The organism is Streptomyces sp. SAS_272 (assembly GCF_052543235.1).
In genome coordinates this window covers 1-23,494 of record NZ_JBMNDR010000066.1, presented here as the reverse complement: position 1 = coordinate 23,494, position 23,494 = coordinate 1, and the positions used below count along the sequence as shown (strand labels likewise).

Annotated in this window: 18 protein-coding genes; 9 read left to right on the top strand and 9 right to left on the bottom strand. The window is 72.5% G+C overall.

Features of this window, described 5'->3' with window-relative positions; genetic code table 11:
- Positions 1 to 19: 19 nt before the first annotated feature.
- From ACN6LD_RS30165 to ACN6LD_RS30155, 3 genes are all read left to right on the top strand, one after another.
- Positions 20 to 670 carry a TetR/AcrR family transcriptional regulator gene (locus tag ACN6LD_RS30165; protein WP_266724581.1) on the top strand — a complete coding sequence of 217 codons (651 nt, stop codon included), beginning with the start codon at positions 20 to 22 and terminating at the stop codon, positions 668 to 670.
- A gap of 14 nt (positions 671 to 684) precedes the next feature.
- Positions 685 to 1,059 carry a hypothetical protein gene (locus tag ACN6LD_RS30160; RefSeq protein WP_319190641.1) on the top strand — a complete coding sequence of 125 codons (375 nt, stop codon included), beginning with the start codon at positions 685 to 687 and terminating at the stop codon, positions 1,057 to 1,059.
- A gap of 103 nt (positions 1,060 to 1,162) precedes the next feature.
- Positions 1,163 to 2,485 (top strand): NlpC/P60 family protein, encoded by a 1,323-nt coding sequence (locus ACN6LD_RS30155; protein ID WP_445044850.1) that lies wholly within the window; start codon positions 1,163 to 1,165, stop codon positions 2,483 to 2,485.
- Here the strand turns inward: ACN6LD_RS30155 and ACN6LD_RS30150 are convergent.
- The 6 genes from ACN6LD_RS30150 to ACN6LD_RS30125 form a co-directional block, all read right to left on the bottom strand.
- The gene (locus tag ACN6LD_RS30150; RefSeq protein WP_445044849.1) at positions 2,458 to 3,933 is read right to left on the bottom strand and encodes a hypothetical protein; all 1,476 of its coding nucleotides are present in this window, start codon (positions 3,931 to 3,933) and stop codon (positions 2,458 to 2,460) included. The two genes, ACN6LD_RS30155 and ACN6LD_RS30150, sit on opposite strands and share 28 nt — an antisense overlap.
- Positions 3,934 to 4,000: 67 nt before the next feature.
- Positions 4,001 to 5,254 carry a styrene monooxygenase/indole monooxygenase family protein gene (locus tag ACN6LD_RS30145; RefSeq protein ID WP_445044848.1) on the bottom strand — a complete coding sequence of 418 codons (1,254 nt, stop codon included), beginning with the start codon at positions 5,252 to 5,254 and terminating at the stop codon, positions 4,001 to 4,003.
- A gap of 24 nt (positions 5,255 to 5,278) precedes the next feature.
- Complete coding sequence (locus tag ACN6LD_RS30140; protein ID WP_319190655.1) at positions 5,279 to 5,923, bottom strand: GTP-binding protein; 645 nt, start codon at positions 5,921 to 5,923, stop codon at positions 5,279 to 5,281.
- Positions 5,904 to 6,326: a DUF742 domain-containing protein gene (locus tag ACN6LD_RS30135; protein ID WP_319190657.1), complete on the bottom strand. Its 423-nt coding sequence runs from the start codon at positions 6,324 to 6,326 to the stop codon at positions 5,904 to 5,906. Before ACN6LD_RS30135 ends, ACN6LD_RS30140 begins: the two co-directional genes overlap by 20 nt.
- Positions 6,323 to 6,826 (bottom strand): roadblock/LC7 domain-containing protein, encoded by a 504-nt coding sequence (locus ACN6LD_RS30130; RefSeq protein WP_319190659.1) that lies wholly within the window; start codon positions 6,824 to 6,826, stop codon positions 6,323 to 6,325. Before ACN6LD_RS30130 ends, ACN6LD_RS30135 begins: the two co-directional genes overlap by 4 nt.
- Entirely contained in the window at positions 6,823 to 9,819 is a 2,997-nt protein-coding gene (locus tag ACN6LD_RS30125; protein WP_445044847.1) for a sensor histidine kinase, read from the bottom strand. Before ACN6LD_RS30125 ends, ACN6LD_RS30130 begins: the two co-directional genes overlap by 4 nt.
- Positions 9,820 to 10,187: 368 nt before the next feature.
- On the opposite strand from ACN6LD_RS30125, the gene ACN6LD_RS30120 reads away from it, so the two are divergent.
- A complete protein-coding gene (locus tag ACN6LD_RS30120) occupies positions 10,188 to 10,979 on the top strand; it encodes a hypothetical protein (RefSeq protein ID WP_319190662.1) in 792 nt (263 codons plus the stop codon).
- Positions 10,980 to 11,051: 72 nt separating this feature from the next.
- On the opposite strand, the gene ACN6LD_RS30115 is transcribed toward ACN6LD_RS30120, so the two are convergent.
- Positions 11,052 to 11,552, bottom strand: a complete 501-nt coding sequence (locus tag ACN6LD_RS30115; RefSeq protein ID WP_057584170.1) for a MarR family winged helix-turn-helix transcriptional regulator — start codon at positions 11,550 to 11,552, stop codon at positions 11,052 to 11,054.
- A gap of 157 nt (positions 11,553 to 11,709) precedes the next feature.
- Positions 11,710 to 14,130 carry an endopeptidase La gene (gene lon / locus ACN6LD_RS30110; RefSeq protein ID WP_445044846.1) on the bottom strand — a complete coding sequence of 807 codons (2,421 nt, stop codon included), beginning with the start codon at positions 14,128 to 14,130 and terminating at the stop codon, positions 11,710 to 11,712.
- Between the two features lie 345 nt (positions 14,131 to 14,475).
- Here lon and ACN6LD_RS30105 point away from each other — a divergent pair, with 345 nt between their 5' ends.
- The gene (locus tag ACN6LD_RS30105; RefSeq protein WP_319190666.1) at positions 14,476 to 15,495 is read left to right on the top strand and encodes a DUF5954 family protein; all 1,020 of its coding nucleotides are present in this window, start codon (positions 14,476 to 14,478) and stop codon (positions 15,493 to 15,495) included.
- Between the two features lie 94 nt (positions 15,496 to 15,589).
- Here the strand turns inward: ACN6LD_RS30105 and ACN6LD_RS30100 are convergent, their stop codons facing one another.
- Positions 15,590 to 16,435: a rhomboid-like protein gene (locus ACN6LD_RS30100; protein WP_445044845.1), complete on the bottom strand. Its 846-nt coding sequence runs from the start codon at positions 16,433 to 16,435 to the stop codon at positions 15,590 to 15,592.
- A gap of 218 nt (positions 16,436 to 16,653) precedes the next feature.
- Between ACN6LD_RS30100 and ACN6LD_RS30095 the strand changes: the two genes are divergently transcribed.
- The 4 genes from ACN6LD_RS30095 (at position 16,654) to ACN6LD_RS30080 (ending at position 23,427) form a co-directional block, all read left to right on the top strand.
- Positions 16,654 to 17,340: a spermidine synthase family protein gene (locus ACN6LD_RS30095; RefSeq protein ID WP_319190670.1), complete on the top strand. Its 687-nt coding sequence runs from the start codon at positions 16,654 to 16,656 to the stop codon at positions 17,338 to 17,340.
- Positions 17,341 to 17,462: 122 nt separating this feature from the next.
- The gene (locus ACN6LD_RS30090; RefSeq protein ID WP_319190672.1) at positions 17,463 to 18,203 is read left to right on the top strand and encodes a response regulator transcription factor; all 741 of its coding nucleotides are present in this window, start codon (positions 17,463 to 17,465) and stop codon (positions 18,201 to 18,203) included.
- Positions 18,200 to 19,315, top strand: a complete 1,116-nt coding sequence (locus tag ACN6LD_RS30085) for a sensor histidine kinase (RefSeq protein ID WP_319190674.1) — start codon at positions 18,200 to 18,202, stop codon at positions 19,313 to 19,315. Before ACN6LD_RS30090 ends, ACN6LD_RS30085 begins: the two co-directional genes overlap by 4 nt.
- 302 nt (positions 19,316 to 19,617) lie before the next feature.
- Complete coding sequence (locus ACN6LD_RS30080; protein ID WP_445044844.1) at positions 19,618 to 23,427, top strand: multifunctional oxoglutarate decarboxylase/oxoglutarate dehydrogenase thiamine pyrophosphate-binding subunit/dihydrolipoyllysine-residue succinyltransferase subunit; 3,810 nt, start codon at positions 19,618 to 19,620, stop codon at positions 23,425 to 23,427.
- Positions 23,428 to 23,494 lie beyond the last annotated feature (67 nt).

The window sequence follows — 23,494 nt, the reverse complement described above, 5'->3', positions numbered from 1 at the left end:
GGGGATTACGCTGCACGTCATGACGCCCGCCGCCCCCGCCTACCGTCGCCTCAGCGTCGAGGAGCGCCGCAGCCAGCTGCTGGAGGCCGCGCTCTCGCTGTTCGCGCACCGCGTCCCCGAGGACGTCTCGCTGGACGACGTGGCCGAGGCCGCCGGAGTCTCCCGGCCGCTCGTCTACCGGTACTTCCCCGGCGGCAAGCAGCAGCTGTACGAGGCCGCCCTGCACTCCGCCGCCGACGAGCTGCGTCACTGCTTCGACGAGCCCCACGACGGGCCCCTCCTCCCCCGCCTCGCCCGCGTCCTCGACCGCTATCTGACCTTCGTCGGCCGCCACGACGCCGGCTTCAGCGCCCTGCTCCAGGGCGGCAGCGTGGTCGAGACGTCCCGGACGACGGCCATCGTGGACGGCGTGCGCCGGGCCGCCGCCGAGGCCATCTACAGCCACCTCGGGGTGGCCGGACCCGGACCGCGGCTGCGGATGACCGTGCGGATGTGGATCACCGCGGTCGAGGCGGCCTCGCTGATCTGGCTCGACGAGGACAAGCAGCCGCCCGCCGACGAGCTGCGGGACTGGCTCGTCGACCAGTTCGTCGCCGTCCTCATGGTGACCGCCGCCCGGGACCCGCAGACCGCCGAACTGGTCCGGGGTGCGCTGGCCGCGGAGACCTGATCGACACTGGTGGCGTGAAGAGCGAAGACACCCCCTTCGAGGGCGGCCCCATGGACGGCCGGGTGCTGCCCGTGCTCCTGGGCCCGACCGGGCACCCGCCGAAGACGTACCGCATCCCCGTCCCGGACCCGGCCGGCGGCCCGCCCACCGTCCTGGTCTACCGGCGAGCGCCCCGCGGCCACAGCAAGCGGCTCGGGCTGCCCCAGGGCTGGAAGTACGCGTTCGATCCCGAGGGGAAGGACACCGGACGGCCGCGCTGGCCCTGGTCGAAGCCCGACGCGACGCCCGGCCCCACGACCGTCGGCAGGCCTGACGCCACACGCCACGCCACACCCGACGCCACGCCCGACGCCACGCCGGACGGACGGCGGGACGACGCCGACGGGTGACCTCGTTGCGCCGAACCGCGCACGCTCGGCGCGCGGACCGCGCGGATCCGTCCGAAGCTCGCCCTGCGGGATGGAGGGGCCACCCCGCAGCGGAGGTGATGACGTGTCAGGAAGACTGCTGCGTCTGGCCTGTACGGTCGCCACGGCGGCGCTCGCCGCCCAGACCGTGCTGGCCCCGGCGAGCGCAGCGGCCGCGCAGGAGCCGACGGAACCGGGCATGCCGACGGCGGCCGCGCCGACGCTCCCGGCTCCGAGCACTCCACCGGCCGCCGAGGCGCAGGACGCCGCGGGGAACACGGACGCCGACGGGAGCACGGACGAGGGCGTTCCCGGCGGCGCGGACCGGGGCGGCGGCGCAGGGGAGGACGGCGGGGAGCGGACCACCGCCGAGCTCCTGACGGAGCTTCAGCGGCTGTACCGCGAGGCCGAACAGGCCGCCGAGGCCTACAACGCCACCGAGGAGCAGCTCGTGCGGCGGCGCGCCGAGACCGGACGGCTGGACGCCGGCCTGGTGCGGGCCCGGCTGTCGCTGCACGACAGCCGGGCAGCGGCCGGACGGCTGGCCCGCCAGCAGTACCAGGGCAGCACCGGGATCTCCGCGTACCTGCGGCTGCTGCTCGCCCGCGATCCGCAGCACGCCCTCGACCAGGGGCATCTGATCGGGCAGTTGGCGCGCGAGCGGGCCGTGACGGTCGGCCGGCTGGCGAGCGGCGAACGCCGGGCCGACGCTCTGGCACGCCGGGCGCGGGCCGTCCTCGACGCGCAGCTCACCCTGACGGCGCGCAGGAAGAAGGAGCGCGACGCCGTACGCGGGCGGCTGGCCGCCGTCGAGAAACTGCTGGCCTCGCTCACCGCCGACCGGCTCGCCGCTCTGGAGCGGCTGGAGAGGGACGGCGTCGCGCAGGCGCAGCAGAGGCTGGTCGCCTCCGGTGCGCTCGGCACGGACGACGGCAAGCCGTCGAAGGAGGGCGAACGGGCCGTCCGGTACGCGGTACGGCAGATCGGGAAGCCTTACGAATGGGGCGCGGAGGGCCCCCGGTCGTACGACTGCTCGGGCCTGACGTCCGAGGCCTGGGGACACGCCGGGACCCCGATCCCCCGCACCAGCCAGGAGCAGTGGGCGCGCCTGCCGCGGATCCCGCTGAAGGAGCTGCGCCCCGGCGACCTGGTGGTCTACTTCCCCGAGGCCACCCATGTCGCGCTGTACCTGGGCGGGGGGAGGGTGGTCCAGGCGCCGAGGACCGGCGAGAGCGTCACGATCTCGCCGATCGCGTCCTTTCCGGTGCTGGGAGCGGTGCGCCCGGGCCGTCCGGGGGCGTCCCCGGGGCGCTCCGCACCTCCGAAGGACCGCGGCACGGCGACGGCGGGTCCGCACGCCGGGCCGCACGCAACGGCGGGTCAGGACGTCAGGAGAGCGGCGCAGTAGGAGTCCACGCCCATCAACGGGAGCGGCGGCGTGGCCGGCCGGATCGCGCGGACGAGCCGGGGCACCTCACGGGACCAGCGGCGCAGCGGGAGCCAGGCGGCGACGTGGGCCTGCTCCCGGTCGGTGCCGCGCCGCCCCTCGCCGCCGACGTCGTGCCGCATCCGCAGGGTGCGGCCGCGGCCGCGGCGCTCGACGACGTTGCGGGTGAAGGTGTTCGCCACCGCCCTCATGTCGGCCTGGGTGAAGACCTCGGGAAGGCCCGGGGCGTCGTGGTAGAGGCAGAGGAAGTCGATGTCGATCAGGGCGTGCGTGACGTCCTCGGGGACGGTGACCGCGCGGTAGGAGGGGCGGACGCCGGAGCCGTCGGTCTCGGGCGAGCCGGTCGCCTCCCACCCCTGGTACACGCGGCCGTAGCCGGGCCAGTACGGCCATACGGCCACACCGTCGGAGACCGCGAGGTCCCGGTGCAGGGCGCGGGCCATCGCGGCGGCGCGGTCGCGCCAGCGGGCCTCGCCGGTGACCACGGCGAGCTGGACGGCGGTGCGGCCCATCGCGAGGAACTCGTTGGTGGGCAGCTCGGCCCCCGCGAAGGAGACGGGTTCGTCGGGCAGCCAGCGGTAGAAGCCATGCCCGTCGTCCGTGGCGCCCCACTGCTCGTCGTGGACGCGCATCGCCCGGTCCACCGCCTCGAGGTAGCCGTCGACGCGTCCGCGCACCGCGGCGGGCACGGCCTCCGGGCGTTCACGGGCGAGCCGGGCCAGACCGGCCATGGGATAGGTGATCATGCCGGTCTGGGCGGCGAGCGAGACCATGGCGGGCCGTGCGGCGTAGACGCCGGGACGCGGTCGTCGGGGGCCGCGGGCCGGCGGGTCGGACGGCAGCAGCCGGGCGGTGACCGCGGTGCGCTGCTCGTACGCGGCGTACAGGACCCGGTCCGCGCGACGGTCGTCCAGCGGGTCGAGGCTGAGCCCCGACACCTCGACGTCCGTCCGCTGGGGTCCCGTCACGGATATGCGGAAGTGCCGGTCGCCGTCCGGGTGGACGGCGACTCTGGCGGTTCTGGCGTGCGGCGGACAGACCGTGATCTCGAGGGCGGGCCGGCCGTCCGTGTCGTGCAGGACGACGGAGGCGGCGGTGAACTTGTGGGCGGTGCTCCACACCGGCAGGCTGCGGCCGCGGAAGTCGCTCACGCCGCGGAGGTCGTCGCGCGCCAGGAGGACCTGGTCGACGAGTTCCGCGAGCCGCTCGGCGTAGTCGGGCCGGCCGGTGCGCCGGGCCATCAGCAGATACCCCTGCATGCGCCACGAGGTGCCCCAGCCGATCACTCCGGTCTCGTTGTGGGGCAGGACGTGCGGGCCGTTCACTCCGACGAGGTTGCGCTCGGTCTCGCCGAAGGAACGTGTTCCGACACGGTGCAGGCCGGCAAACTTGTCTTCAAGAAACGGCATCGGGCGAGTATGGCACCGCGGCCGGTCCCCCTCACGGCCGTTGCGTGAATTCCCGCCACCCGCTTCCTCAGGCCCCGCTGACCTCCGCCAGATAGGCGGCCGTCTTCTCCGGCTCGTAGAAGAAGTTCTCGAAGTCCGCCGGGTCGTTGAAGGCGTTGGCGAAACGATCAGCCACGGGCGGCAGCTGTCCGGCCGCGCCCAGCAGGTTGACGATGTGCTCCGGCGGCGGGCCCAGCATCGCGTTGGTCCACTTGGTGACGTGCTGCGCGGTGTCCCAGTACCGGTCGAAGGCGGCGCGCATCCACTCCTCGTCGAACTCCTTCTCCCCGCGCTCGAGGATCGACGCGAGGTAGGCGGCCGCGCACTTGGCGGCCGAGTTGGAACCCTGGCCGGTGATGGGGTCGTTGGCGACGACGACGTCCGCGACGCCCAGCACCAGACCGCCGCCGGGGAGGCGGCCGACGGCGTTGCGGACGGTGGGGGCATAGCGGCCGGCCAGGGTGCCGCCGGCGTCGGTCAATTCGACCCGGGTGGCCCGCGCGTACTCCCAGGGCGTGAACTTCTCCATGAGCTCCAGGGTCAGGGAGAGGTGTTCCGCCGGGTCCTTGACGCCGTTGAAGGCGTCCAGGGGGCCGCCGGGTATGCCCTCCCAGAACAGGATGTCCGCGCGACCGGAGGTGGTGAGCGTCGGCATGACGAACAGTTCGCCGACGCCCGGGACCAGATTGCAGCGGACCGCCTCGGTGTCCGGGTGCTCCGGGCGCGGGCCCAGGCCGTGGACGTAGGAGACGGCGAGGGCGCGCTGCGGCTCGGCGTAGGGGGAGCGCCCTGCGTCGCGGCCGAACATCTGGACGAGTTCGCCCTTGCCCGCGGAGACCAGGACGAGGTCGTAGGCGCGGGAGAAGTAGTCGAGGTCGGAGACCGCCGCGCCGTGGATCACCAGCTGGCCGCCGCGCTGGGCGAACGTCTCCATCCAGCCGGCCATCTTCACGCGCTGGTCGACGGACTGGGCGAAACCGTCGAGGCGGCCCAGCCAGTCGATCGCGCGCTGGGTGGGGCCGGGGTCGTGCGAGCCCGGGGCGGCGACCGAGACGCCGAGGCCCTCGATCTTCGGGGCCTGCTGCTCCCAGAAGTTCAGCTGGAGGTCGCGCTCGTGCTGCAGGGCCGTGTGGAACATGCACTGCGTCGACATGACGCGACCGGAGCGGATCTCGTCCGCCGTCCGGTTCGACATCAGGGTGACCTCGTACCCGTGCGACTGGAGGCCGAGGGCGAGCTGGAGTCCGGACTGGCCGGCTCCGACGACGAGTATCTTCCGCATGCGGGGATGGCTCCTAAACGAGGATTACTCGGGGGTTTCGTCGAGCGCGTGGCCCACCAGGGCCAGGAGGGTCTCGATCACCGAGATCCGGCGTCGCGCATCCATGATCATGACAGGTATGTGCGGGGGGACCGTCAGCGCCTCCCGCACGTCCGCAGGCTCGAACAGGTCACTGCCGTCGAAGTGGTTGACGGCGACCACGTACGGCAGCCCGCAGCTCTCGAAGTAGTCCAGCGCGGGGAAGCAGTCCTTCAGACGACGGGTGTCGGCCAGCACGACCGCGCCGATCGCGCCGCGCACCAGGTCGTCCCACATGAACCAGAACCGCTGCTGGCCCGGCGTGCCGAACAGGTAGAGCACCAGGTCGTCGTCGAGGGTGAGCCGGCCGTAGTCCATGGCGACCGTGGTGGTGACCTTCTCCGGGGTGCCGGTGAGGTCGTCGGTCTCCTCGCTCGCCTGGGTCATCAGCGCCTCCGTCTGGAGGGGCTCGATCTCCGAGACGGTGCCGACCAGGGTGGTCTTGCCGGCTCCGAAGCCGCCCGCCACCACGATCTTCGTGGCGACGGGGGCTCGCGTGCGGTCCGTCTGCCAGGGCTGCAGGGGTTCGTCGCGTTCGACGACGGGGGTGACGCCGGGGGAGGAGGCGGCGTCAGAGACGACGGAGTCCACTCAGCACCCTTTCCAGCAGAGCGCGGTCGGGACGGCCCGTACCGTGAGCGGTACCGGTGCCGTACACACGGATCTTTCCCTGGTCCGCGAGGTCGCTGAGGAGCACCCGGACCACGCCGAGCGGCATCCGCAGCAACGCGGCGATCTCGGCCACCGTGCGCATCCGGCGGCACAGTTCGACGATGGCCCGCAACTCGGGCATGACGGTCGACTTGAGCGACCCTCCCGTCAACTCCCGCCGTTCTTCGGGGGCCTCGAGCGCCGCCACGAACGTCTCGACGAGGAGGACGTGACCGAAGCGGGTGCGGCCGCCGGTGAGCGAATAGGGGCGCACACGGGCCGGCCTGCGGTCGCCGCCGCGGACGGGGAGCTGCTGCCTGACGTTCTTCGGGCCCGTGCTCATCGCAGACTCCCGGTCGTCTCGGACTCCAGGGATTTTCGCAGCTCGCTGCGGAGTTCCGGGGTGAGCACGTGTCCGGCGCGGCCCACGAAGAGCGCCATGTGGTACGACACCACGCTCATGTCGCAGTCGGCGGAGCCGTGCACGCCGAGGAGCGAGCCGTCGCTGATCGACATGACGAAGAGGCTGCCCTCCTCCATGGCGACCATGGTGTGCTTCACCCCGCCGAACTCCATGAGCTTGGCGGCCCCGATGGTGAGGCTGCCGATGCCGGAGACGATGGTGGCGAGATCCGCCGAGGACCCCCGGGGTCCGGAGGGCCTGGCCTCTCTGGCCTGCCGGGCCGCGGCGTTGCGGCCGGGGTCCGAGGAGAGCAGCAGCAGGCCGTCCGAGGAGACGACCGCGACGGACTGGATGCCGGGGACCTCCTCCACGAGGTTGCTCAACAGCCAGTGCAGGTTTCGGGCTTCACTGCTCAGTGCGAAGGTACTGGGCGCGGTCAACTGCTTGCCTCCTCGACTGTGCCCCCCGTGTCTTCTTCGGCGTGTGCGTGTACTTCTTGAGCTGCTGGACGCGGTGCGTCCGGTTCCGCAGAAGGTGACGGGACCCGGTTCTGGCCCGTTCGTTCGGCGATCTCCGCTTCGACGTCGCGGTAACCGGCCTCCGCCCCCCGACGGAAGCCGCCCAGACGGCGGCGGAGGGCGTCCGCGTCGACGGAGGCGGTCCGCCGGCGCGGGGCCTGTGCGGGTGCGGTGATCCTGGGCGTGCGCTTCGGGAGGCCCTTGTCGGTGACGAGCTCTTCCGGGGCGTCGGGGGTGCGGGTGTGCTCGGCTTCGGCTTCGGTGTCGAGGGCGGTGTCGGTGTCGTTCTCGGTGTCGTTCTCGTTCTCGGTGTCGGTCGAGGTGCGGGGTTCCGGCCGGGCCCCGGGCGTCACCGGAGCGGCCGGGGCCGGTCGCGCGGCCGGTACCGCGGGCTTCTCCCCGGCGGGTGCGGGGTCGTCGTTCCGCCGCCGGGTGCTCTCCTCCCCCGCGTCCGGCGAGTCCGGCGGGATCGGCAGCAGGAGTTCCATCGTCGTCTCGGCGGGCCGTTCCACGGGCGGCTGCGCCGCCGGATCCGCCGTCGGCGTCGACACGGGCGCGGGCGCGGCGAGGGACTCGGACGGCTGCACGTGCGCGGGCTCGTCGTGCGCGGGCTCGGGCGCCGGAGCGGCCTCGGGCGCCGGCGTGGGCTCGGGCGTCTGCCCCGCCGGAGGGCGTGCCTCCCGGACCGTCCGCTCCGCCAGGGCGACCAGCGGGTCCGCGGACGGCGAACGGCCGGGCAGGACGTTGGAGTTGGCCTCCGCGTCCGCGCCGGGGAGGGTGAAGCTCTGGGCGGCGGCCGAGGCCGGGGACGTCGCCGGGATCGCGGCGGCCGGGGCGGCGGCCAGCAGCGGGGCCGGCAGGACGACGACCGCCGCCACTCCGCCCTGCTTCTGTTCGCGCAGCCGCACCCGCACCCCGTGCCGGTGGGCGAGCCGGGCCACCACGTACAGGCCGAGACCGAGACCGTCCTCGCCCTCCTGGTCGTACGGCGTCGCGGGGTCGAACTCGGCGAGGCGGGCGTTGAGGCGGCTCAGCCGGTCCTCCGTGATCCCGATGCCCTCGTCCTGGACGGAGAGCATGACCTCGCCGTTCTCCAGGAGCCAGCCGGAGACCTCGACCGGCAGGTCCGGCGGGGAGAACGAGGTGGCGTTCTCCATCAGCTCGGCCAGCAGGTGCGAGAGGTCGTCCGCGGCGAAGCCCGCCACATGTGCGTGCGGCGGGAGCGCGGAGATCCGGACGCGCTCGTAGCGCTCGATCTCGCTGACCGCTGCGCGGACCACGTCCACCAGCGGGATCGGGCCCGCGTGCTGCTGGACGTGCTCGGTGCCGGCCAGCACCAGCAGGTTCTCGCTGTGCCGGCGCATGACCGTGGCGAAGTGGTCGAGTTTGAAGAGGGTGGCCAGCCGGTCAGGGTCCTGCTCGCGCTCCTCCAGACCCTCGATGACGGCGAGTTGGCGCTCCACCAGGCCCAGGGTGCGCAGGGCGAGGTTGACGAAGGTGCCGCTGATGCTGTCCCGCAGGCCGTCCAGCTGGGCCGCCGCGTCGCCGAGTTCGGCGCGCAGCTCCTCCCGGGCGTCGGCCATCCGCTGGCGCTGCCCGACGAGGTGCTTGCGGTCGGACTCCAGCGTGGCGACCCGCTCGTGGAGGGTCGCGGCGTGCTCGTGCAGGGCGTTGACGGACCGCACGACCTGGGCGAACTCGTCGTTGCGGCCGGTGAACCCGATCGGTTCCTCGGCCGCCGGGTGTTCCGCCTCCGCGAGCCTGGCCGATCCGCGGCGCAGCACGGACAGCGGGCGGGTGAGGCTGCGTGCCATGCCCGTGGCGACGGCGACGGCGAGCAGCATCAGCGCGCCGAGGACGGCGACGCGGATCTCCAGGCCGGTGACGTCGTCGTCGCGGAGCCGGGCGAGGTCCTCCGCGCGGTGGCCGTACAGGGAGGCCTCGGCCCCGCGCATCAGGTCGAGGCGGGCGGAGAGCGCGACGTCCAGTTTCCTGACGCCGGTGCCGAGTTCGCGGTCGCTCAGCCTGGGCTGGTCGGTGAGGGACGCGAGATAGGCCTCGGCGGTGTCGACGTCGCCGCCGGTGACGGTGGAGTCGTAGGAGGCCAGCGCCTCCTGGGGCGCGCCCTCGCGGAAGTCAGCGAGGGCCGCGTCGGAGCGCAGCCGTGCCTGTTGTGCGGCGGCGGTGAGGGCGTCGCGCTGGGCGGCGTCGGCGTCGCTCGAGACCTTCTCGGTGCTCGTCCGGCCGGTGACGGGGTCGTAGTCCGTCTCGGTGGTGGTCGGCACGCTGAGCGCCGCGAGCAGCAGTCCGCGGGTCGCGGCGGCCTGCTGGACGGCGGTGTCGAGTTCGGCGAAGGCGTACGCGCCGGATCCCGCGCGCGGCGGCGTGTCCTCCGCCAGCCGGTCGACGAGCGCATGGAGCGCGGCGATCGCCTCGGAGTAGTCCTGGTGCGCCTGCAGCGCCGTGTTCTTGCCGGTGAGGGCCGACCGCCGCGCGGAAGGGACGGCGGCGAGGGCGGCGCGCAGTGCGGCGGAGACGTCGGTCTCGGCGGTCAGCTCGCGCACCTGGAGGTCCACTTTGGTGCTGCTCTGCGTGGAAGGGGCCCTGGACTTGACGCGCCCGGCCGCCACGTAGGCGGTGACCTCGTCGCGCTCGTCCGCCAGGGACCGGGCGAGGGCGAGGGCGTCCTGGGTCTGCTCGGCCAGGGTGACCAGGTCCTGGGAGTCCTTCAGCTGGCCGGAGGCGGCCAGGACGGAGGGTGCGCCGGCGCCGGCGATGGCGGCGGCCACCACGGCCACCGCGACGATCAGCCGGTTGCGCACATGGGTCGGACGGCCCTTGCCGACGGGGGTGCGCTCCGCGCCCCCCTCGGAGGCCGTCTGCCTGCCTGTACGCCGAGGCCGCGTCTTCTGCACCGGTGCTCGCATTCCTGACTCGTGTTCCAGGGGCCGGATGTGACGCTCTGTCAACTGACGCCTACGTCCGGTACGGCTCCCGACCCTCCCAGTGCCGGTGGGCAGGGGCCGCGCATCGTCGGCCCCGCCACCCGAAGGAGTGAACATCGGAGGGGAGTTGGCGGGCAAGTTCCTCTGGCGCGTGCAGCAACCCCGTCCGGTCGGCCGGTTGGACGTGGGCGGCGGGCTTTGGCAGTATTCGCCGACACGCGTTCCCGGAGTGCTTCATTCCCGCCCAAAACAGGCGTCTGACCTGCGACGGCGTACCCGTTCGGCGCGTGTTGCCAGCCTTTCGCGAAGGCTGTGAAGGGCTCGTGCAGACTGGCCGGATGCGTACGGAACTTGTGTCGGAGGCCGGCGATCGGGCCCGCCCCAACGAGGACTTCGCGGGTGTCGGGCTCGCCGCCTCCGGGCAGGGAGGTTCGCTCGTCCTCCTGGACGGGGTGACTCCGCCGAGGGACGGCGGGGGCTGTCTGCATTCGGTCCCCTGGTTCACGGCACGGTTGGGCGGCGCCCTGACCGAACTGACCGTTTCGCTCACGGATGTTCCGCTGGCCGGGGCGCTCGCCCTCGCCATCGCACGTACCGCCGAGGCCCATGCGGAAACCTGTGACCTTTCTCACCCGCGCACGCCTCAGGCGACGGCGGTCCTGGCGCGCTGGTCGCCGCGGACGGTGGAGTACCTGGTCCTGTGCGACGCGACGCTGCTGCTCGCCTCACCCGACGGCGCGGTGACCGCCGTCCAGGACGACCGGCTGGCCCGTGTGCCGCGCGCCCTGCTGCGCAGCGCCGACGTCGTCGACGGCACGCTGCGCAACCGGGAGGGCGGCTTCTTCACGGCGGCGGCCGATCCGTCGGTGGCGGCCCGCGCGGTGACGGGGTCCGTGCCGCGTGGCGAGGTCCGTTCGCTCGCCGCCCTGTCGGACGGGGCCGGGCGCTGGGCGGAGCTGTTCCGCCAGGGCGACTGGGGGGATCTGTTCGCCCTGGTGGGCGAGCAGGGGGCGCGGGCCCTCGTGGAGCGGGTGCGGGAGCTGGAGCGGGCGGACGAGGCGGCCGGACGTCCCCTGCTCGGCCGGGCGAAGACCCACGACGACGCGACGGTGGTGTGCGTGGAGCCGTGACCGGGCCGCCCGGACCCGCCACGGCGACCCCGAACCCGACCGCTTCGGCCCGGCGGCCTCGGCCCGGTGGGGCTACTTCTCCATGCCCCGGTTCAGCTGGTGCAGCAGTCGTGCCAGTTCCTCGACCTCGACGCGGTCCCAGTGGGAGAAGTGGCTGACGTACCGCTCACGGCGGGCCTCGCGGACCCGGCTCACCCGGGTGCGGCCCTCCTCGGTGAGGTCGACCAGCCAGGCCCGGCCGTCCGCCGGGTCCGGTGCGCGCGCGACGAGGCCGAGCTGTTCCAGGGCACGCAGCTGGCGCGACATGGTGGCCTTGCCGACGCCGATGTAGGCGGCGAGCTCGGTGGCCCGCTGCCGGCCGCACTCCTCCAGCCGGACGAGGAGCCCGTAGGCGGCGGACTCCAGGTCCGGATGGACCTCGCGGGCCATCTCCCCCTGGTTGGCGCGGGCCCGGCGGAACAGCACCGTCAGCTCCCGCTCCAGGGACAGGAACTCCCGGTCGTCCCGCTCCACCCCGCGCGACGGCGCGCCGGACTCGTCCCCGCGTCCGTCGCCGTCTGTGTCCTCGTGCACGTCAGCACCTCTGCTTTTGTTCGCCGGTCGCCGCCATCGGCGCAGCTCCTCAGTATTTCGCAGCCAGTGCCCGGCGGCGGCTCGCAGGGCCGCCCACGGGCATGACGAGGGCCCGGTCCCCACGGGTCCCGGGCCCTCGTCCCTCCCACGGCGTCCGTCACGCCGCCACGGGAACCTCCGGCGTCGCGCCGTTCGCGGCGGGCGCGAGCGCCAGCTCCAGCACCTGGCGGACGTCCGTGACGGCGTGGACGTCGAGCGTGTCCAGCACCTCCGCGGGCACGTCGTCCAGGTCGGGCTCGTTGCGCTTGGGGATGATGACGGTGGTGACGCCCGCCCGGTGCGCGGCCAGCAGCTTCTGCTTCACGCCGCCGATCGGCAGGACCCGGCCGGTGAGGGACACCTCGCCGGTCATCGCCACGTCCGTGCGGACGAGCCGGCCGGACAGCAGGGACGCGAGGGCGGTCGTCATGGTGACGCCCGCGCTCGGACCGTCCTTGGGGACCGCGCCCGCCGGGAAGTGGATGTGCACGCCCCGGTCCTTCAGGTCGCCCACCGGCAGCTCCAGTTCGGCCCCGTGGCTGCGCAGGAAGCTGAGCGCGATCTGCGCCGACTCCTTCATCACGTCGCCGAGCTGACCGGTCAGGGTCAGGCCCGCCGCACCCGTCTCCGGGTCGGCCAGCGAGGCCTCGACGTACAGGACGTCGCCGCCCGCGCCGGTGACCGCGAGACCGGTCGCGACACCGGGGACTGCGGTCCGGCGCTCGGCCGGGTCCTGGGCGGACTCGGGCACATGGTGCGGCCGGCCGATCAGGCCGCGCAGATCCTCGCCCCCGATGGTGAACGGCAGCTTCCGCTCGCCCAGTTCGTGCTGGGCCGCGACCTTGCGCAGCAGCCGCGCGATGGACCGCTCCAGGGTGCGCACGCCCGCCTCGCGGGTGTACTCGCCGGCGAGCCTGCGCAGCGCGCTCTCCTCGAGGGTGACCTCGTCCGCCTCGAGGCCCGCGCGCTCCAGCTGGCGCGGGAGCAGGTGGTCGCGGGCGATGACGACCTTCTCGTCCTCGGTGTAGCCGTCGAGGCGGACCAGCTCCATGCGGTCGAGCAGGGCCTCCGGGATGGCTTCGAGCACGTTGGCGGTGGCCAGGAACACCACGTCCGACAGGTCGAGCTCGACCTCCAGGTAGTGGTCGCGGAACGTGTGGTTCTGCGCCGGGTCGAGCACTTCGAGGAGGGCGGCAGCCGGGTCGCCCCGGAAGTCGGAGCCCACCTTGTCGATCTCGTCGAGGAGCACCACCGGGTTCATCGACCCGGCCTCCTTGATCGCCCGCACGATCCGGCCGGGCAGCGCGCCGACGTACGTACGGCGGTGGCCGCGGATCTCGGCCTCGTCGCGGACGCCGCCGAGGGCGACGCGGACGAACTTGCGGCCCATGGCGTGCGCGACGGACTCGCCGAGGCTGGTCTTGCCGACGCCGGGCGGGCCCACGAGGGCCAGGACCGCGCCGCCGCGCCGGCCGCCGACCACTCCCAGACCGCGCTCGCCGCGGCGCTTGCGCACGGCCAGGTACTCGGTGATGCGCTCCTTCACGTCCTCCAGGCCCGCGTGCTCGGCGTCGAGGACGGACTTGGCGTCCTGGATGTCGTACCGGTCCTCGGTGCGCTCGTTCCAGGGCAGTTCGAGGACGGTGTCCAGCCAGGTGCGGATCCAGGAGCCCTCGGGCGACTGGTCGCTGGAGCGTTCCAGCTTGTCGACCTCCTTGAGGGCGGCCTCGCGGACCTTCTCGGGCAGGTCGGCGGCCTCGACGCGGGCCCGGTAGTCGTCGGACTCCTCGGCCGCGTCCTTGCCGTCGCCGTTGAGCTCGCGCAGCTCCTTGCGGACGGCTTCGAGCTGGCGGCGCAGCAGGAACTCCCGCTGCTGCTTGTCGACGCCCTCCTGGACGTCCTTGGCGATCGTCTCGGCGACGTCCTGTTCGGCGAGGTGGTCGCGCAGCTGCTGGGCGGCGAGCTTCAGACGGGCCACCGGGTCGGTGGTCTCCAGGAGCTCCACCTTCTGTTCGGTGGTGAGGAACGGCGAGTAGCCGGAGTTGTCGGCGAGCGCGGAGACGTCGTCGATGGCCTGGACGCGGTCGACGACCTGCCAGGCGGCGCGCTTGCGCAGCCAGGCGGTGGCGAGCGCCTTGTACTCCTTGACGAGTTCGGCGACATGACCGGGCAGCGGTTCGGGGACGGTCTGGTCGGCCTTCGTCCCCTCGACCCACAGCGCCGCGCCGGGCCCGGTGGTGCCGGCGCCGATCTTCACGCGGCCGCGGCCGCGGATCAGCGCGCCCGGGTCGCCGTCGGCCAGCCGGCCGACCTGTTCGACGGTGCCGAGCACACCGGTGCTCGCGTACGTGCCGTCGACACGCGGCACGAGGAGTACCTGAGGCTTGCCCGGTGTTGAACGGGCGGCGGCCTGGGCGGCCTCCACCGCCGCGCGTACGTCGGCGTCGTTGAGGTCCAGCGGAACCACCATGCCGGGGAGCACGACCTCGTCATCAAGAGGCAGCACGGGCAGAGTGAGCGGAGCGGACGTCGATGCCATGATCTCCCCTTCGGCAGTCAAGTTGAGCTATGCCGACTCAATGCACCTGAGCCCTGGAATGTTCCCCGTAGGCCGCGCCGTTCGCTGTGGGCGATCAACACCGCTCCGGCGGGGCACGCCGGACGTCCGGGGGGCGGGCACTGTACGAGCCTGCCGCGCGGTGCGCGAGTCGTCGCCGGCGAGCGCGGAGTTCACGGGGGACGCACAGGTACGGCCTCCGCCGACCCAGGGGGCGCACCCCCTACCGCCGCACGACGGGCCGCGCCCCTCGCGCCCCCTGCCCGTACCCCGCCCACTTCCGGCATTCACCCCGAAGCGGCCCTTCGCCCCGACCACAATGCGCTTATGACCGATGACTGGAAGCGACGTCTCGACGCCCTCCACGCGGAGCTGGTCCTCCGCGACGACCCCGTCGCCTGGGTGACCGAGGCGGACGCCGTCGAGGCCTCCAGGCGTTATCCGCACATCGCGCTGCGCGGGCCCGTCTTCGGCGTCGCCGCCCTGGACCCGGCCGCCGACGGGCCGTGCTGGCGTCTGCTGAAGCCGGTCGTGGACGGCATGCCCCAGCAGGCCCGGGACGGGCTCAACTCGCACCTGTGGTTCCAGGCGAAGGACGGGGCCGGCGATCCGGCCGTGCGGCGCGAGCTGCTGACCGCGGTCGCGGTGCTGGAACGGGCTCCCGCGGACGAGGTCGAGGCCCTGGGGGTGCGCTACCGGGTGGTGCGCGGCGACGAGTTCGCCCGGACCGGCGACGACGGGCTGGAGCCGCCCCGGCCCACCGACCCGGAGGGCCCGGGCGCGTCGTGGGAGGACCCGGGCGCCGCGCCGTCGCCGGACGTGGGCTTCGCTCTCGACCCCGGCCGGGACGAGGGGCCGATGGCGGGCGCCCTGCGGCTGGGACTGCGCGACTTCACGTACACGGGCGCCCGCTTCCCCGCCGACGTCCGCGAGGACTCCGCACGGGCGGCGCTGACCCATCCGGACGTGGTCCGGCTGCCGGTCGGCTTCTCGGTGGCGGAGCGCGAGGGCACGGACTGGACGCCGTTCGGCTCGCTGGCCGCGACCCCGCACGAGGCGCGCCGCGCGCTGTACGAGGGGATGGCCCGGGTCTGGGCGATGCTCTACCGCTTCGACGAGCGCAAGAAGGCCCTCTACGCGCGGGCCGCCGAGGCGTTCAGGGCGGCCGGCCGGGCGGACGAGGCGAGCGTGGAGGGCCGGCTGTTCCGGGTCTGCCGCGTCGAACGGATGATCCGGCTGGGCCCCGACGGCCCCGAACCGCCCCGCCCGTCCGACGTGGACGAGTACGGTCCCATGAAGCTCCACCCGACCCTGTGCGAGGACGGCACGGTCCGGTTCAACGACTGAGGCCCGCCCGACGTCGACGACCGGGGCCCGCCCCACCGGAACATGTCCGCCCCCGGCATCGGCCGGGCGCTCACGAGCCGGCCACGCGCCGCGCTCACGCCGCGGGCAGCGACGCCGCCCGCCGAGGGCGGGCCGCCCGGCCCGTCAGGTCCCAGCGCCGGACCCACGGCCAGAGGGCGACGCCTATCGCCAGCGCGATCAGATGGCCCCAGTTGGTCAGCGGGTCGGTGTAGGCGATCAGATCCTGCAGCAGCATCCCGCCGAACGCGACGAGCAGGGGCCCGCGCAGCCACGGCCCGAGCAGTCCGGCCAGCGCTCCGACGCTCGCGGCGACGCCGAAGCTGATGCCGTAGTCGAGGCGGTGGAGCGAACTGTCGGGCAGCCGCCCCACCAGCACGGCCAGACCCACCGGGACCTCGGTCGCGAGAGTGGCCAGCATGTGTCCGAGCAGGAAGACGACCGCCGTGCGGGCCCCGCCGATCCGCCGCTCCAGCGTGCTGAGGACGACCACGAAACCGAGGGTGAAGGGCGAGGCGAAGCCGCCCGCCACCCACAGCGCGCTGGCCGTCAGGACGAGCGCCGGCGTCTGCAGCAGATGCGCCACATCGGTGCTGGAGCCCTGGTACAGGGCGTACACCAGGGCGGGGTCGGCGTGCGCGGCGACGTACGAGGTGAAGGCGAGGACGGCGGCGTAGGCGAGGGTGAAGGGCACGGGGACCCGCACGCGGAATCCGGCCCGGAGGCGGGGACGCGGGGCGGCGCCGGTCCGCACGGGCGGCTCGGCCGGGCCTGCTGCGCACCGTTCCCCGGGCCGTTCGACGAGCGGCGGGACGGGCCGCGCGCCACGCTGGCCGGGGATGCCGTCCAGCAGACCGGCGGCGTCGGGCAGTTCCGCGACGCCGGGCAGGGGCGGGCTCGTGGGTGAGGTCGTGCGTTCCACCTGAGGCGCTCCTTCCGTTTCACCCCCCACCCTTCGCGCCCCGCACGCCCGCTGTCTGTGATCCGCGCCACGCCTGGGCCGATTCACAGAAACCTCTGAGACTCCTCTCGGGTGATTCTCATGCGACCCGAACCCGGCTCGAACGTCCGTACGTCAACTGCACCCGCCGCACACGGATTTCCCTCGCCCGGCCGTCGGCGGACTGCCAGGATGGACGCATGCCTCTCCCGTACGACATGCCCGACGCCCCGGAAGTGCTGGATCGTCGCGAGGGCCCCTACGGCGAGGTGGTCCTGCGCCGGCACGGGAAGCTGCTCCAGATCATCGCCAACGGCTGCTTCCTGATGGACACCTCCGACGGCCGCTCGGAGCGTCTTCTGGTGGAGGCGGCACGTGCGGCGCTCGACGACCGCGCGGCTCCCCGTCTGCTGATCGGCGGCCTGGGCGTGGGCTTCTCGCTCGCCCACGCGGTCGCCGACCCGCACTGGGGCGAGGTCACGGTCGTGGAGCGCGAGGGGGCCGTGATCGACTGGCATCTCGACGGCCCGCTGGCCGCGCTGTCCGGGCCGGCGATCGCCGACCCCAGGTCGAGGATCGTGGCAGCGGATCTGCTCGCCTACGTCCATGAGACCCATGACACATTCGACGCGGTATGCCTGGACATCGACAACGGGCCCGACTGGACCGTCACCGAGGGCAACGAAAGCCTGTACTCCCCCGACGGACTCGCGGACTGCGCACGGGTGTTGAGACCGGGCGGCGTACTGGCCGTTTGGTCTGCCCGGCCCTCTCCGGAATTCGAGGGAACCTTGCGGAATGCCGGGTTCCGGCAGGTGCGTACCGAAGAGATCCCCGTTGCCCGAGGAGTGCCGGACGTCGTGCATCTCGCCGTCCGGCCTGGATAGCAAAGCCGCGGTGACTCCCCGTACGCTGCACCCCTGACGCCGATCATTTACGCGTCAACCGCAGTCATGCGCAGACATGGGATCACCCCACTGGTTCCGGAAAGCACACTCAGGGGCGGGCGATGGAGCAGACACACACCGCACACAACAGCACGGCGACCGCCGCACCGGGCGCGCAGCGGCGCGTCCTGGTGGTCGAGGACGATCCGACGATCGTCGACGCCATCGCGGCCCGCCTGCGCGCCGAGGGATTCCTCGTGCAAACGGCGGGCGACGGCCCGGCGGCCGTCGACACGGCAGAGGCCTGGCAGCCCGACCTGCTGATCCTCGACATCATGCTGCCCGGCTTCGACGGCCTGGAGGTCTGCCGTCGCGTGCAGGCCGCCCGCCCGGTGCCGGTGATGATGCTCACCGCGCGCGACGACGAGACCGACATGTTGGTCGGGCTCGGCGTGGGCGCCGACGACTACATGACCAAGCCGTTCTCCATGCGGGAGCTCGCGGCACGCGTGCATGTGCTGCTGCGCCGGGTGGAGCGGGCCGCGATCGCCGCGACCACGCCGCGCAGCGGGATCCTGCGGCTCGGCGAGCTGGAGATCGACCACGCGCAGCGCCGGGTGCGGGTGCGCTCGGAGGACGTGCACCTCACACCCACCGAGTTCGACCTGCTGGTCTGCCTGGCGAACACCCCGCGCGCGGTGCTCTCCCGTGAGCAGCTCCTCGCCGAGGTCTGGGACTGGGCGGACGCCTCCGGCACCCGCACGGTCGACAGCCACATCAAGGCGCTGCGCCGGAAGATCGGCGCCGAGCGGATCCGTACGGTGCACGGCGTGGGCTACGCGCTGGAGACCCCGACGCCATGAGTCCCGGGCCTGACGGACCCAGAAGCCCCGCTCCCGGAACCGGGGAGCCCTGGGGCCGTGTGCGCCCGTTCTCGATCAAGACCAAGCTGGGCGCGCTGGTCGTCATCTCGGTGCTGATCACCACGGGTCTGTCGATGATCGCGGTGCACACCAAGACGGAGCTCCGCTTCATCACGGTCTTCTCGATGGTCGCGACGCTGCTCATCACGCAGTTCGTGGCGCATTCGCTGACCGCGCCGCTGGACGAGATGAACACGGTGGCCCGCTCCATCTCGCACGGCGACTACACCCGCCGGGTGAGCGAGAACCGCCGCGACGAACTGGGCGACCTCGCCCAGACGATCAACGTCATGGCGGACGAGCTGGAGGCGCAGGACCGGCAGCGCAAGGAGCTGGTGGCCAACGTCTCGCACGAGCTGCGCACGCCCATCGCCGGACTGCGCGCCGTCCTGGAGAACGTCGTCGACGGCATCGCCGAGGCGGACACCGAGACGATGCGCACCGCGCTGAAGCAGACGGAGCGGCTGGGCCGCCTGGTGGAGACCCTGCTGGACCTGTCCCGCCTCGACAACGGCGTCGTCCCGCTGCGCCGGCGGCGCTTCGAGGTGTGGCCGTACCTGTCGGGCGTGCTGAAGGAGGCCAACATGGTCGCCTCGGCGCGCGCCACGATGGGTTCGGGCGGCAGCCACACCCGTACGGACGTCCATCTGCACCTGGACGTGTGCCCGCCGGAGCTCACGGCGCACGCGGACCCGGAGCGCATCCACCAGGTCGTCGCCAATCTGATCGACAACGCCGTCAAGCACAGCCCGCCGCACGGACGGGTGACGGTGAAGGCGCGGCGCGGGCCGCTGCCGGAATCGCTGGAGATCGAGGTCCTGGACGAGGGGCCCGGTATTCCGCGCTCGGAGTGGCGGGGCGTGTTCGAGCGGTTCAACCGGGGCGCCGTGCGCCGGCCGCACGGTCCGGGCAGCGACGGCGGCACGGGACTGGGGCTCGCGATCGCCCGCTGGGCGGTCGATCTTCACGGAGGCCGGATCGGAGTGGCCGAATCCGAGCGGGGCTGTCGGATTCTTGTCACTCTTCCGGGAGAGTCCTCCGTGCCAAATTGACGTAAAGTTCGAAGCGGAGCCGCAAGATCCACCGGTGTTCGCCCTGTCGGACACGTGTGATCAGGCAGAGCGCCGACGCAGGTCGGCAAAGGGTCCGCACGCCCGTCGTGCGTGACGTGCATCGACACACCCTTTTGACGCGCAACCGCGCTTGTTTCCCGCCATTTCCACCCCCGAAACTCACATTCCGATGTGACTTACGCGACGATGGACGGGCCCGGCCTGACTCTCCCCCTCCGGGGGGCGTAGCCTTTATTCCCGCTGTCCATCACCTTGTGAAGCGGAAGAGGGCGGTTGCCGCCGTGTCGCCACAGTCCCCCAGTAACGCATCGAGCATCTCGACCGACGCAGACCAAGCGGGCAAGAACCCCGCTGCCGCGTTCGGACCGAACGAGTGGCTCGTCGACGAGATCTATCAGCAGTACCTCCAGGACCCGAATTCGGTAGACCGTGCCTGGTGGGACTTCTTCGCCGACTACAAGCCAGGGGCTGCTGCCCCCTCGGCTACGGCGGGTACTGCGGCCACGGGGGCCGCAGCGACCACCACCGCATCCCCCGCGCCCGCCGCCCCGGCGTCCCAGCCGGTCCCCGCCGCCGCTCCGGCGCCCGCCCCTGCTCCGGCCGCCGTGCCGAAGCCCGCGGCCGCCGCCCCGGCTCCGGCGAAGGCGGCCCCGGCCCCCGCGGCCAAGCCGGCCGCCGCCGCGAAGCCCGCGCCCGCCGCCGCGGCGCCCGCCTCCCCCGAGGGCCCGGAGTTCGTGACGCTGCGCGGCCCGTCCGCCGCGGTCGCCAAGAACATGAACGCCTCGCTGGAGCTGCCCACGGCCACGTCCGTGCGCGCGGTCCCGGTGAAGCTGCTGTTCGACAACCGCATCGTCATCAACAACCACCTCAAGCGCGCCCGGGGCGGGAAGATCTCCTTCACGCACCTGATCGGCTTCGCGATGGTGCAGGCCATCAAGGCCATGCCGTCGATGAACTGGCACTACGCGGAGAAGGACGGGAAGCCCACCCTCGTCAAGCCGCCGCACGTCAACTTCGGCCTGGCCATCGACCTGGTGAAGGCCAACGGCGACCGCCAGCTCGTCGTCGCCGGCATCAAGAAGGCCGAGACGCTGAACTTCTTCGAGTTCTGGCAGGCCTACGAGGACATCGTCCGCCGCGCCCGCGACGGCAAGCTGACGATGGACGACTTCACCGGCGTCACGGTCTCCCTGACCAACCCCGGCGGCCTCGGCACCGTGCACTCCGTGCCGCGCCTGATGCCCGGCCAGTCGGTCATCATGGGCGTCGGCTCGATGGACTACCCGGCGGAGTTCCAGGGCACCAGCCAGGACACCCTGAACAAGCTCGGCATCGCCAAGGTCATGACGCTCACGTCGACCTACGACCACCGGGTCATCCAGGGCGCGGCCTCCGGCGAGTTCCTGCGGATCGTCGCGAACTACCTGCTCGGCGAGAGCGGCTTCTACGACGAGATCTTCGAGGCGCTGCGCATCCCCTACGAGCCGGTCCGCTGGCTCAAGGACATCGACGCCAGCCACGACGACGACGTCACCAAGGCCGCCCGCGTCTTCGAGCTGATCCACTCCTACCGGGTCCGCGGCCATGTCATGGCCGACACCGACCCGCTGGAGTACCGCCAGCGCAAGCACCCCGACCTCGACATCACCGAGCACGGGCTCACCCTGTGGGACCTGGAGCGCGAGTTCGCCGTCGGCGGCTTCTCCGGCAAGTCCCTGATGAAGCTGCGCGACATCCTCGGCGTGCTGCGCGACTCGTACTGCCGCACCACCGGCGTCGAGTTCATGCACATCCAGGACCCCAAGCAGCGCCGCTGGATCCAGGACCGCATCGAGCGCCCGCACACCAAGCCGGAGCGCGAGGAGCAGCTGCGCATCCTGCGCCGGCTGAACGCGGCGGAGGCCTTCGAGACGTTCCTGCAGACGAAGTACGTCGGCCAGAAGCGCTTCTCGCTGGAGGGCGGCGAGTCCGTCATCCCGCTGCTGGACGCGGTGCTGGACAGTGCGGCCGAGTCCCGTCTCGACGAGGTCGTCATCGGCATGGCCCACCGCGGCCGGCTGAACGTCCTCGCGAACATCGTCGGCAAGTCGTACGCGCAGATCTTCCGCGAGTTCGAGGGCAACCTCGACCCGAAGTCGATGCACGGCTCCGGCGACGTGAAGTACCACCTGGGCGCCGAGGGGACCTTCACCGGCCTGGACGGCGAGCAGATCAAGGTCTCGCTGGCCGCGAACCCCTCCCACCTGGAGACGGTCGACCCGGTCATCGAGGGCATCGCCCGCGCCAAGCAGGACATCATCAACAAGGGCGGCTCGGACTTCACGGTCCTGCCGGTCGCCCTGCACGGCGACGCGGCCTTCGCGGGCCAGGGCGTGGTGGCCGAGACCCTGAACATGTCGCAGCTGCGCGGCTACCGCACCGGCGGCACGGTCCACATCGTCATCAACAACCAGGTCGGCTTCACGGCCGCCCCGGAGTCCTCGCGCTCGTCGATGTACGCCACCGACGTGGCGCGCATGATCGAGGCCCCGATCTTCCACGTGAACGGCGACGACCCGGAGGCCGTCGTGCGCGTCGCGCGGCTCGCCTTCGAGTTCCGCCAGGCGTTCAACAAGGACGTGGTGATCGACCTCATCTGCTACCGCCGCCGCGGTCACAACGAGTCGGACAACCCGGCCTTCACCCAGCCGCTGATGTACGACCTGATCGACAAGAAGCGCTCGGTGCGCAAGCTCTACACCGAGTCCCTCATCGGTCGCGGCGACATCACCCTGGAAGAGGCCGAGCAGGCGCTGCAGGACTACCAGGGGCAGCTGGAGAAGGTCTTCACCGAGGTCCGCGAGGCCGTCACGGCCCAGCCGAGCGCCGGCCCGGTGTCGGACCCGCAGGCGGAGTTCCCGGTCGCCGTGAACACCGCGATCTCCACCGAGACCGTCAAGCGGATCGCCGAGTCGCAGGTCAACATCCCCGACTACTTCCACGTCCACCCGCGTCTGCTGCCGCAGCTGCAGCGCCGGGCGTCGATGGTCGAGGACGGCACGATCGACTGGGGCATGGGCGAGACCCTCGCGGTCGGCTCCCTCCTCCTCGAGGGCACGCCGGTCCGGCTGTCCGGCCAGGACTCCCAGCGCGGCACGTTCGGCCAGCGTCACGCGGTCCTCATCGACCGCGAGACGGGCGAGGAGCACACCCCGCTCCAGTACCTCGCCGAGGAGCAGGCGCGCTACAACGTCTACAACTCCCTGCTGTCCGAGTACGCGGTCATGGGCTTCGAGTACGGCTACTCGCTGGCCCGCCCCGACGCGCTCGTGATGTGGGAGGCGCAGTTCGGCGACTTCGTCAACGGCGCGCAGACGGTCGTCGACGAGTACATCTCGGCCGCCGAGCAGAAGTGGGGCCAGACGTCCGGCGTCACCCTGCTCCTGCCGCACGGCTACGAGGGCCAGGGCCCGGACCACTCCTCGGCCCGTGTCGAGCGCTTCCTCCAGCTCTGCGCCCAGAACAACATGACGGTCGCGATGCCGACGCTCCCGTCGAACTACTTCCACCTCCTGCGGTGGCAGGTGCACAACCCGCACCACAAGCCGCTGGTGGTCTTCACCCCGAAGTCGATGCTGCGCCTGAAGGCCGCCGCGTCGAAGGCGGAGGAGTTCACCACGGGCCAGTTCCGCCCGGTCATCGGCGACACGTCGGTCCAGGCCGACGCGGTGAAGAAGGTCGTCTTCTGCGCCGGCAAGGTCTACTACGACCTCGAGGCCGAGCGGCAGAAGCGCGGCATCACGGACACGGCGATCATCCGCCTCGAGCGGCTGTACCCGCTGCCGGGCGCCGAGGTCCAGGCCGAGGTCAACAAGTACCCGAACGCCGAGAAGTACCTGTGGGTGCAGGAGGAGCCGGCCAACCAGGGCGCCTGGCCGTTCATCGCCCTGAACCTGATCGACCACCTGGACCTGGCGGTCGGCGCCGACATCCCGCACGGCGAGCGTCTGCGGCGCATCTCCCGGCCGCACGGCTCGTCCCCGGCCGTCGGCTCGGCGAAGCGGCACCAGGCCGAGCAGGAGCAGCTGGTCCGCGAGGTCTTCGAGGCCTGACCCACTGACCGTCGAGAGGGTGTCGACGGTGTGATCCACGGCGAAGGGCCCGCCCCCCGGACAGTGC

Coding starts and splice junctions, on each gene's coding strand:
- ACN6LD_RS30165 (WP_266724581.1), top strand. CDS start 20: ATGACGCCCGCCGCCCCCGCCTACCGTCGCCTCAGCGTCGAGGAGCGC.
- lon (WP_445044846.1), bottom strand. CDS start 14,130: ATGGCATCGACGTCCGCTCCGCTCACTCTGCCCGTGCTGCCTCTTGAT.
- ACN6LD_RS30090 (WP_319190672.1), top strand. CDS start 17,463: ATGGAGCAGACACACACCGCACACAACAGCACGGCGACCGCCGCACCG.
- ACN6LD_RS30085 (WP_319190674.1), top strand. CDS start 18,200: ATGAGTCCCGGGCCTGACGGACCCAGAAGCCCCGCTCCCGGAACCGGG.
- ACN6LD_RS30145 (WP_445044848.1), bottom strand. CDS start 5,254: ATGCGGAAGATACTCGTCGTCGGAGCCGGCCAGTCCGGACTCCAGCTC.
- ACN6LD_RS30105 (WP_319190666.1), top strand. CDS start 14,476: ATGACCGATGACTGGAAGCGACGTCTCGACGCCCTCCACGCGGAGCTG.
- ACN6LD_RS30095 (WP_319190670.1), top strand. CDS start 16,654: ATGCCTCTCCCGTACGACATGCCCGACGCCCCGGAAGTGCTGGATCGT.
- ACN6LD_RS30120 (WP_319190662.1), top strand. CDS start 10,188: ATGCGTACGGAACTTGTGTCGGAGGCCGGCGATCGGGCCCGCCCCAAC.
- ACN6LD_RS30150 (WP_445044849.1), bottom strand. CDS start 3,933: ATGCCGTTTCTTGAAGACAAGTTTGCCGGCCTGCACCGTGTCGGAACA.
- ACN6LD_RS30135 (WP_319190657.1), bottom strand. CDS start 6,326: ATGAGCACGGGCCCGAAGAACGTCAGGCAGCAGCTCCCCGTCCGCGGC.